The sequence below is a fragment of the Sphingobium sp. BHU LFT2 genome (assembly GCF_018604485.1).
Taxonomy (GTDB): domain Bacteria; phylum Pseudomonadota; class Alphaproteobacteria; order Sphingomonadales; family Sphingomonadaceae; genus Sphingobium; species Sphingobium yanoikuyae_A.
The window spans coordinates 1-1,270 of sequence record NZ_JAFCGW010000066.1; the positions used below are offsets into that span (position 1 = coordinate 1).

General features: G+C 57.1%; 2 protein-coding genes and 1 pseudogene. 1 reads left to right on the forward strand and 2 read right to left on the reverse strand.

The annotated features are described in order from the left end of the window. Positions 1-294: pseudogene (locus tag JQK15_RS26435) on the reverse strand (hypothetical protein); the annotation flags it as partial. Between the two features lie 51 nt (positions 295-345). Beyond that, positions 346-705, reverse strand: a complete 360-nt coding sequence (locus tag JQK15_RS26440; RefSeq protein ID WP_214869624.1) for a hypothetical protein — start codon at positions 703-705, stop codon at positions 346-348. A 292-nt stretch (positions 706-997) separates the two neighbouring features. Between JQK15_RS26440 and JQK15_RS26445 the strand changes: the two genes are divergently transcribed. Next, positions 998-1,207 carry a helix-turn-helix transcriptional regulator gene (locus JQK15_RS26445; RefSeq protein ID WP_214869626.1) on the forward strand — a complete coding sequence of 70 codons (210 nt, stop codon included), beginning with the start codon at positions 998-1,000 and terminating at the stop codon, positions 1,205-1,207. The last annotated feature ends 63 nt before the right edge of the window (positions 1,208-1,270 follow it).

Below are 1,270 nucleotides of genomic sequence, written 5' to 3' on the forward strand. Positions count from 1 at the left end.
TGCGCCGGCTTGATGAAGCGTCGTGCGGATATGCCGCCTGAAAAAGCCCGCCTCGATCCCGGTAAAGGCGATCTCGGCGCTCTGAAAACGGTCTCTGCTCAGGTCCCGGCTTTCGCGGCTGCGGCGCAAGGTCACCGGCGCGTCTGCATATCGCCCCTGCAATGCAGTCAATGCTTCATTCCAGGGAGCAATAACGATCGCACTCCCCGCTCCTGCAATCGCGAAACTCCGCAGGATCTCACGCCGTGATGCGTGGCCTACTGATTCGCTGGCGAACATGTCGTTGATGCTCATCGCATTCACTCCATTCAGCCGTCTGGAGGTCGGTTCAGCCTCGCCGACGGATTAACCGGCACCGCTTATAACGACAAAACGCACAATATTGCAATAAGCGGTGCCGCTTATTCTGCTTCCTGTTGAATGGGGTTCGCAGGCAGTTACGACGAAAGCATGGGAAGACCGCCGCTTAACCTCAGATCGACCAATGTGCGTTTGCCCGAAGGACTGGGCGAGCGGATTGATAAGCTGGTTGGAACCAAACGGCGGGCAGGCTTCATTCGCGAGGTCCTCGAACGCGAAGTCGAGCGGATGGAAAAGGAACAGGGTAAGGCCTGAAAGGCGCAGCCCCTGCCTGTTGTATCCGGAGAATAATTCCAGCATGCTTGTTGATGGCGGGCAGACCTCCATTTTGCTGGAGATCGCCATGAACGACTCGACGTAACGCAGCTGCTAGATCGCCAATTTGGCGATCCGGAACGTCCGGATGCTCATCCATTGGGACGATATGGGAAAAAATCTGCGCTGATCGCCAAGCCTTCACTTGGCTACGCAATCATCCGTCGCCGTTCCCAATTGTTTTCAGAAGTCTCCAGACGTCCACGCTTTGTGCGCTCTCCGATCCGTGACGCCTAGTCCCACCCTCTTGCGGGGCGGCTTCGGCCGTCTGATGTTGATCGGAGGGGGCCTATGCAACGTCATGAAATGAGGACACTGCCCCATGAACAGTTCCGACCGTATCATCCGAATGAAAACCGTTCTCGCCCGCACTGGGCTTTCTCGTTCGACCCTCTATCGCAAGATTGCCGACGGCACCTTTCCGGCACAGATTAAGATCAGCGTGCATGGTGCTGGATGGCGGGAGTCTGCCATTAATCACTGGCTTGCCGATCCCGTCACCTACCGGGCTCCGATAGGTGATCCGAAATGAGCGGTCCTCCGCCACCTGATCCGATCTGCGTCCGCGTCAATGATGCGGCAAGAATGATCGGTG

Coding starts and splice junctions, on each gene's coding strand:
- JQK15_RS26445 (WP_214869626.1), top strand. CDS start 998: ATGAACAGTTCCGACCGTATCATCCGAATGAAAACCGTTCTCGCCCGC.
- JQK15_RS26440 (WP_214869624.1), bottom strand. CDS start 705: ATGGCGATCTCCAGCAAAATGGAGGTCTGCCCGCCATCAACAAGCATG.